General features: G+C 51.5%; 9 protein-coding genes. 5 read left to right on the forward strand and 4 right to left on the reverse strand.

All coding sequences use genetic code 11. The annotated features are described in order from the left end of the window. Positions 1-27 precede the first annotated feature (27 nt). The 4 genes from LMED105_RS15670 (at position 28) to LMED105_RS15685 (ending at position 3,157) form a co-directional block, all read left to right on the forward strand. Positions 28-594 carry an NUDIX hydrolase gene (locus LMED105_RS15670; protein ID WP_050771270.1) on the forward strand — a complete coding sequence of 189 codons (567 nt, stop codon included), beginning with the start codon at positions 28-30 and terminating at the stop codon, positions 592-594. Then, on the forward strand, positions 591-1,319 hold the full coding sequence (gene aat, locus LMED105_RS15675; RefSeq protein WP_008253260.1) for a leucyl/phenylalanyl-tRNA--protein transferase: 729 nt from the start codon (positions 591-593) through the stop codon (positions 1,317-1,319). The genes LMED105_RS15670 and aat overlap by 4 nt, the downstream gene beginning before the upstream one ends. Next, the gene (locus tag LMED105_RS15680; RefSeq protein ID WP_008253262.1) at positions 1,306-2,040 is read left to right on the forward strand and encodes an arginyltransferase; all 735 of its coding nucleotides are present in this window, start codon (positions 1,306-1,308) and stop codon (positions 2,038-2,040) included. The genes aat and LMED105_RS15680 overlap by 14 nt, the downstream gene beginning before the upstream one ends. Before the next feature lie 67 nt (positions 2,041-2,107). Continuing rightward, the gene (locus tag LMED105_RS15685; RefSeq protein WP_008253264.1) at positions 2,108-3,157 is read left to right on the forward strand and encodes a quinone-dependent dihydroorotate dehydrogenase; all 1,050 of its coding nucleotides are present in this window, start codon (positions 2,108-2,110) and stop codon (positions 3,155-3,157) included. Positions 3,158-3,209: 52 nt separating this feature from the next. Here LMED105_RS15685 and LMED105_RS15690 read toward each other — a convergent pair whose 3' ends face one another. Then, positions 3,210-4,616: a LutB/LldF family L-lactate oxidation iron-sulfur protein gene (locus LMED105_RS15690; protein ID WP_008253266.1), complete on the reverse strand. Its 1,407-nt coding sequence runs from the start codon at positions 4,614-4,616 to the stop codon at positions 3,210-3,212. 17 nt (positions 4,617-4,633) lie between these two features. After that, a complete protein-coding gene (locus LMED105_RS15695) occupies positions 4,634-5,374 on the reverse strand; it encodes a (Fe-S)-binding protein (protein ID WP_040513805.1) in 741 nt (246 codons plus the stop codon). Between the two features lie 138 nt (positions 5,375-5,512). Between LMED105_RS15695 and LMED105_RS15700 the strand changes: the two genes are divergently transcribed. Next, on the forward strand, positions 5,513-6,313 hold the full coding sequence (locus tag LMED105_RS15700) for an IclR family transcriptional regulator (RefSeq protein WP_008253276.1): 801 nt from the start codon (positions 5,513-5,515) through the stop codon (positions 6,311-6,313). Between the two features lie 2 nt (positions 6,314-6,315). Here LMED105_RS15700 and LMED105_RS15705 read toward each other — a convergent pair whose 3' ends face one another. Then, positions 6,316-7,197: a serine hydrolase gene (locus LMED105_RS15705; RefSeq protein ID WP_156799738.1), complete on the reverse strand. Its 882-nt coding sequence runs from the start codon at positions 7,195-7,197 to the stop codon at positions 6,316-6,318. A 127-nt stretch (positions 7,198-7,324) separates the two neighbouring features. Further along, a partial coding sequence (locus LMED105_RS15710; RefSeq protein ID WP_008253285.1) for a histone deacetylase occupies positions 7,325-7,919 on the reverse strand: 595 nt, incomplete at its 5' end.

Here is a 7,919-nt window from a genome sequence, read left to right on the forward strand (position 1 = left end):
TTTTACAAAAATAGAAGCAAACAACAAATGAAATACTGCAGCACATGTGGCACTCCTCTTGAACTCCGGATTCCCGAAGGCGACAACCGACTACGCAGCTGCTGCCCGGGCTGCAACGCAATTCACTATGTGAATCCAAAGATTGTGGTGGGCAGCATTCCGACTTTTCAAGGCAAGGTATTACTGTGCAAGCGAGCAATCGAGCCGCGCTACGGGTACTGGACCCTGCCCGCAGGTTTCATGGAATTGAACGAGACCACGCACCAGGGCGCAGAACGTGAAACGTGGGAAGAAGCTGGTGCCAAAGTTGAGCTTGGCCCGCTGTTCACCATGTTCGATGTCATTCGTGCCGAGCAGGTTCATATTTTCTTCCGGGCTGAGATGCCCACGCCGACGTTTTGTGCAGGTGAAGAAAGCCTGGACGTGAAATTGTTCTCCGAAGAAGAGATTCCTTGGGATGAGTTGGCTTTCAAGACCGTGTCAAAAACATTGACTCTGTTTTTTGCAGACCGAAAAGCAGGTCGCTACACACTGCATACGGGCGACGTGTTCGATCACACGGACTGGACTGATTCGCAATTCAAGGCCGGATGACAAAAACCACCATACCTTGGCTGGACTCTCCAAGCGAATTCCCCAGCACTACCCAAGCACTTGAGTACCCACCAGGGCTACTCGCAGCAAGCATGGAAATCAACGCGGACTGGCTCGAAACAAGTTATGCGCACGGCATATTCCCTTGGTACTCCCACGGCGAGCCAGTGCTTTGGTGGAGCACATCCCCACGCGCCGTGTTGTACACCGCCGAATTCAAGCTGCACCGATCGCTGGCCAAAGCGATACGAAAAATGCAAGCGACTCCCGGTAGCGCCATACATTTAAATACAGCCTTCGAGAAAGTGATGCGTGCTTGCGCAGCTCCCAGACCAGGCCAGGATGGCACCTGGATCACCGAGGAGGTGATCGCCGCGTACACAGCCCTTCACCAACGCGGCCTGGCCCACTCGGTTGAGCACTGGCAAGGTGATCAACTGATCGGAGGCCTCTATTGCGTAGCCTTGGGCAAAATGGTGTACGGTGAAAGCATGTTTGCCACACAAACCGATGCATCCAAGGTGGCCTTCGCTCATTTTGTGTATTGGCTAAAATCACAGAATGTGCACATAATTGATTGCCAGCAGGCCACCGGGCATTTGATGTCTATGGGTGCCCGCACGGTAAGCCGAAAGGTGTTTGAGACTGAAATGGCGAATTCCATTGTGCAGCCCACCTTGAATTGGGAACCTCGCGAACTTAAATGGACGTATGACCAGACCTAAGGAACTGCCCTTCTCCACGCTGCAGTTTTATTCGACTGCGCCTTACCCCTGTAGTTACCTGGACAATCGTTTGGCCAGGTCACAGGTGGCTACCCCCAGCCATTTAATCAATGCAGACGTGTACAGCGAACTGGTCCGCATGGGTTTTCGCCGCAGCGGCCTGTTCACCTACAAACCCCACTGCGACGGTTGTACCTCTTGCAAACCTTTGCGCCTGAAGGTGTCTCAGTTTCACACCAACCGCAGCCAGCGGCGCACGGTGAAGGCTTTCTCCAAGCTGAAACCCAGCGTACAGCGCCTGCACTTCAATTCAGAGCATTACGCGCTATACCTGAAATACCAGTCAGCCCGACACCATGGCGGCGGCATGGACGAAGACAGTCGCGAACAGTATTCTCAGTTCTTGCTGCAAACCCGGGTGAACTCGCGCTTGGTGGAGTTCCGAAACCCTGAAGGCAAATTGGTCATGGTTTCCATCATCGATATTCTCACCGATGGCCTATCCTCGGTGTATACCTTCTTCGATCCCGAGGAACGAAGCGGCCTGGGGGTTTACGGGGTGCTTTGGCAAATTGAACAATGCCGAGATCTGGAACTTCCCTACCTGTATTTGGGATACTGGATTAAGGAAAGCGAGAAAATGGCTTACAAGGCCCGCTTTTCTTCTGCAGAGGTTCTTCAGGACAATACGTGGCAACCATTGGCTGAACCGATCCGCTAATCGCGCAAGGTTTCCCCGTTACAATGCGGGGTATTCCATCAAAATTACCGGTACTTGAAAAACCGCCATGCTGCTGCCCTATTCGCTTGTTCGCCCTGCACTGTTTTCCCTTGACCCCGAGAAAGCACATCACATCACTTTCAGTAACCTGCAAATGCTGCGCAAGCTCGGTTTGCTCAAGCTATTCTCGCCCAAGGCAGTGGCGGATCCCGTGAAAGTGATGGGTATCGATTTCCCAAACAGGGTGGGTTTGGCTGCTGGGCTGGACAAAGATGCGGCTTATATCAGCGAACTCGGACTAATGGGTTTTGGTTTTCTTGAAGTAGGCACCGTAACGCCCAAGCCCCAACCCGGCAACCCTCAACCAAGGCTTTTTCGGCTGCCCAAAGCCAACGCACTGATTAATCGCATGGGTTTTAACAACGAGGGCGTAGACACGCTGATACGAAATGTGAAGGCCAGTAATTACCCGGGCATATTGGGCATCAACATCGGCAAAAACGCAGTAACACCGGTCGAGAATGCAGCCGATGATTACTTGGCTGCGCTCGAAGCGGTGTATCCCTACGCCACTTACATCACGGTCAACATTTCCTCACCGAACACCAAGAACCTTCGAGACCTGCAAGGCGGCGATAGCCTTGATATTTTATTGGGCTCTCTGAAAGAGAAACAAAAAGCACTGGCCGATGAACACGGTTTGTACAAACCCATGGCCCTGAAAATTGCCCCCGATCTGGATGACGATCAAATTGATGCGATTGCCCAACGCCTAACCCATTTTGGCTTTGACGGTGTGATTGCGACCAACACCACAATCGACAAAAGCAGCGTGGCTGGCCTTCCGCATTGCGAAGAGCAAGGCGGCCTGAGTGGCGAGCCTGTAATGGAAAAATCAACCCATGTCATCAAGCGCTTGTATGCCGAACTGGGCGACGACATACCTATCATCGGTGTAGGGGGTATTTCCAGCGGAGAACATGCTGTCGAAAAAATTCGCGCAGGCGCAAAACTGGTGCAAATGTACACAGGCCTTATTTACAAAGGCCCGGAGCTAGTGACCGAATGTGCTGCGACCATTCGCGTGAATTGCAAACCACAGCTACGCAAGAAGTAAAAAAGCGGCTTGATTAAAGCCGCTTTCATTACAATCACCAGCGCCAATCAATTCATTTTTTTCGCTGCTGATACAAGCTTGAAAAAGTCTCACCGGTCGGTACCGGAAAGTCACGTTGATCGGTCCAGCCCTTTGCTCCGGGCAAACTATGAATACCCCCCTTGCGCTTGCCCCACCACGCCATGGCCTTGATACCGATGCGTGACAACATCCGATACAAGGCAGGTCGTTGAGCCACAAAAGCCCACACTTTGAATGCCGCCTTCTCTTGCCAGGGACGAAGCCCTCTCGAGAACTGTTGTTCCCGCAATTTTCGCAACAAATCGGGCAATGGAATTTTTACCGGACAAACCACGTGGCACTCGCCACACAGCGTGGCAGCCTGTGGCAGATCAAGCGCTTTTTCGATGCCGGTGTAACTGGGAGTGAGCACAGACCCCATAGGGCCAGGATATACCCACCCATAGGCATGGCCGCCAATTTTTTGGTATACCGGGCAATGGTTCATGCATGCACCGCATTTGATACAGCGAAGCATCTCCTCAAACTCACCGCCCAGCAATCCAGTGCGGCCACCATCCAGAATCACAAAATACATGTGCTCAGGGCCATCCAGATCACCCTCCCGCTTCGGGCCTGTTAGCAAGGACACATAGTTTGAAATGCTTTGCCCGGTTGCCGAACGCGGCAGCAAGCGAATCAGCGTAGCGAAGTCTTCCAGGGTAGGCACCACTTTCTCTACACCAGTGATGGCCACGTGCACACGGGGGTTGATGGTACACATACCCTCGTTTCCCTCATTGGTCACCAGGGCCACAGAACCGGTTTCAGCGATAATGAAGTTGCCACCGGTTACACCCATATCTGCGGCCAAAAACTGGGGACGCAAAATTTCGCGAGCCTCACGGGTCATTTCGGCAATGTCGGTTTTGCGCGGCAAATGGTGATGCTTCTCAAACAGGTCAGCCACCTGTTCTTTGTCCTTGTGCACCACAGGCGCAATAATGTGGCTGGGTCGCTCGTTGTCGTTGATTTGAAGAATATATTCGCCAAGGTCGGTCTCACGCACTTTCACGTCTGCAGCTTCAAGTGCTTTGTTCAGCGCCATTTCTTCAGTCACCATCGACTTCGATTTGATCACAGATTTCACACTGTGCTTTTTGGCAATTTTCACGACCAGCTGAGCTGCCTCTTGAGGCGTACGTGCAAACAAAACCTTCGCACCAGTTTCAGCGGCTTTTTGCTCAAACAACTCAAGCCACACATCCAGATTCTTGATGCTTCGGTTGCGAATTTCAACCGCCGCAGAACGCGTTCCTTCGAAATCCTCCAACTCCAGAATGCTGGTGGCCCTGGCATTTACGAACTTGGACGAGAGACGCTTCAAATTCTCCTGCAGGCGCGGGTCGTTCAGTTTTTCACTGGCCTTTCTTTCAAAAAACATGCTTTGTACTTGCATGGTGCTACCGCCCTACTTTAGATTTGACCGGGCTTGCGACCCGTGAGCAACTCGGCCACATGCAACACCTGCGTGTTGTCACCCATGCGGCGCAAGCGACCTTCAATGTTCAACATACAACCCAAGTCACCCAGCACTACCGCCTGCGCACCGGTGGCTTGTACCTGCTCACATTTGTCCGTGCAAATGGCACTGGAAACCTCACCATACTTCAAGGCGAACGTGCCACCGAAACCGCAACACTGCCGACTGTCTTTCATCTCAAGAATCTCAACACCGCCCATTTTACCAATCAAGGTACGGGGTTGCTTTTGCACGCCCAACTCGCGCAGACCACTACAGGAATCGTGATAGGTGATCTGTTTAAGTTCACTGATGCCCAGCTTGACCTTGTCCACGCCCAGAACATTCACCAGAAAATCGGTAAGCTCGTAGGTGCGTGCGGCCAGTCGAGCTGCGCGCATCTTTAAGTCAGGATCATTCTTGAACACTTCGGTGTAATGAACTTTGGTCATACCAGCGCAGGAACCGGACGGCGCGACCACATAATCAAACTGCTCAAACTCGGCCAGCCATTTTTGAGCCAGTTTGTGCGTACTTTCGTGGTCTCCAGAATTCCAGGCTGGCTGGCCGCAGCAGGTTTGGGCCTGAGGTACAACCACTTCGCAACCGGCGGATTCCAGCAACTCAATGGTTGAAAAACCCACAGAGGGCCGCATGGAATCCACAAGGCAGGTAACAAACAAACCGACGCGCAAGGCATTTCCCCAAAATGTCTGAAAACTTGTCAAGTGTATGCAGCACGCCGCTTTCCAGCCAGTAGTGATAACCATAACGAGTGACGTATTTCACAATATGGTTTAAACTTCCCACCGGATGAAAAGGAACTACCCCGTATGAGCGAAGAGTCAATTGGACGCACCAGTATTCAGGTGATTGAACGAATGATGCAATTGTTGGACGCCTTGGCTGAACACCAAGACCCTGTTGCGTTAAAAGACTTGGCGCGCGACACCAAACTGCACCCCTCCACTGCCCACCGAATTTTGAATGACCTGGTGGCCTGCAGACTTGTTGACCGAACCGATCCGGGCCTGTATCGCTTGGGCATGCGTTTACTCGAGCTTGGCAACCTGGTGAAAGCCCGGTTGAATGTGCGCGATGCTGCTCTCGAGCTAATGCGCAAATTGCATCGCCTGACTGGCCAAACCGTCAACCTGTCGGTTCGACAAGGTGATGAGATTGTGTACGTGGACCGCGCTTACAGTGAACGCTCTGGCATGCAGGTGGTGCGTGCAATTGGAGGGCGAGCACCTTTGCACCTCACATCGACCGGCAAACTTTTTCTGGCCAATGAATCACCAGAGAATTTGAAGCTGTACGCCGAGAGAACTACCTTGCGCGGCACTACATTGAACAGCTTGACTACGCTTGAAAAACTGGAAAAGGAACTGCTACTGGTCAGAACTGAAGGATTTGCGCGAGACAACGAAGAACTTGAAATGGGCGTTCGTTGTATGGCGGCCGGCATCTACGACGATTCATCGAAACTGATCGCTGGCTTATCCATTTCTGCGCCAGCTGATCGAATTCAGGAAGATTGGCTTCAAGAGCTTATTCATACAGCACAACGAATCAGCGCATCCCTGGGCTGGCAAGGACGGGTAACCCCTCCCAGCGGTCGATTCAGACTGTAATTTTATTTGGTTACGTACGTGGCTGCACTGGGCGCCACGGCCATCACATACTCCCGAATTCGTTCTGCATCTGCAAATCGAGCCTGAGAACCCAAAGCGTCCAGCAACACGATCACCAGATTGCGATCGCCGACCTTGGCCTTCATTACGAGGCAACGCCCCGCTTCATTGATGAAGCCGGTCTTCTGGACCTGAATATCCCATTCCTTGTTTTTGATCAGACGATTGGTATTTCTGAAATTCAACTGCCCCTTGCCCGACTGTACAGAAAATTGTGGATCGGTTGAAAACTGACGAATCAAGGGAAAACGCTGTGCGTGCAGGACCATGCGCGCCAGATCGTTGGCACTCGATTTATTTTCAACAGAAAGACCCGTGGTTTCAGCAAAGTTGGTATTGAACATACGCAGGGAGGCGGCGCGGCGATTCATTTCAGCCACGCACGCTGCCAAACCTCCTGGATAACTGCGCCCCAAAGCTGATGCAGCGCGATTTTCCGAGGCCATAAGTGCCAGGTGAATCAGTTCCCGGCGGGTAAATTCGCTACCAGGCTTCAATCGTGAACGGGTATTTTTGTAGTAATCAATGTCCTCTGTGGTGATGGTAATGACTTCATCAAGATTAAGTCCCGCTTCGAGCGTGACCACAACGGTCATGATTTTGGTAATTGACGCGATGGGAACGACCGCCGATGGATTTTTTGCATAGAGCACTTCAAGGGAGTCGGCGTCGGCCACCAAGGCTACTGAACTGTTCAGTGACAGGGGATCGTGGGCTTCTTTCAGGTTCGCACGCTCAGACTGACTAGGTGCAGCGTTTATAGCGGGGCTTAACACCATGGATAAAGCAAGAAATGTTGAGCCGAGTAATGCTTTGTAGATCATGGTGTGTTGTCTTTATTATTCGAACGAATGTTTTGTTGAATTCTACGCAGAATTGGGTTAACCGCCAAGGCCCCAGATCGAGTGATAACAGGGTTTTAAGTCATCTAATTCGAGCGATTTCTTAAATCTACCAGTTCAAGGTAGTTTTTATGGTCTCTTGATGGTACTTACCATAGTCTGCCAAGCGCTTGATTACCCCAAGTTGCAGGTCAGTTAAATGGTCAAGATCAGGAAAATATCCCCCAGCCATCACTGCAGCCACTGGAAGTTGGCGTTTATGGGCCCACTGCAATACCAATTGGTCGCGTAGCAAAACGCCTTGGTCGCTCAAGGATAATTTTCCAAGGCGATCCGCTTGGTGAACATCAAGCCCAGCCACATACAAAATCAAGTTCGGTGTAAACCTCTGGTTGATCTGGTACAACGCCCTTTCAAGATGTTCCAGGTATTCATCATCTCCAGTTCCATCCGGTAGTTCGATGTCCAAGTCACTTTGCTCTTTTTGGAAGGGATAATTTTTCTCACCGTGCATCGAGAAGGTAAACACACTGTCGTCGTTCTCTAAAATTTCAGCGGTTCCGTCGCCCTGATGCACATCCAGGTCAATCACCAACACGTTGCAACCACGGCTGTGATTGTTTGGCGTGATTTGATTTGTGTTGACCCGAGCAATCGAGTCGGTTTGATAAACGCGTGCAGCCACCGCCAAATCATGAACACAC

It is taken from the genome of Limnobacter sp. MED105, from assembly GCF_000170915.1.
Classification (GTDB): domain Bacteria; phylum Pseudomonadota; class Gammaproteobacteria; order Burkholderiales; family Burkholderiaceae_B; genus Limnobacter.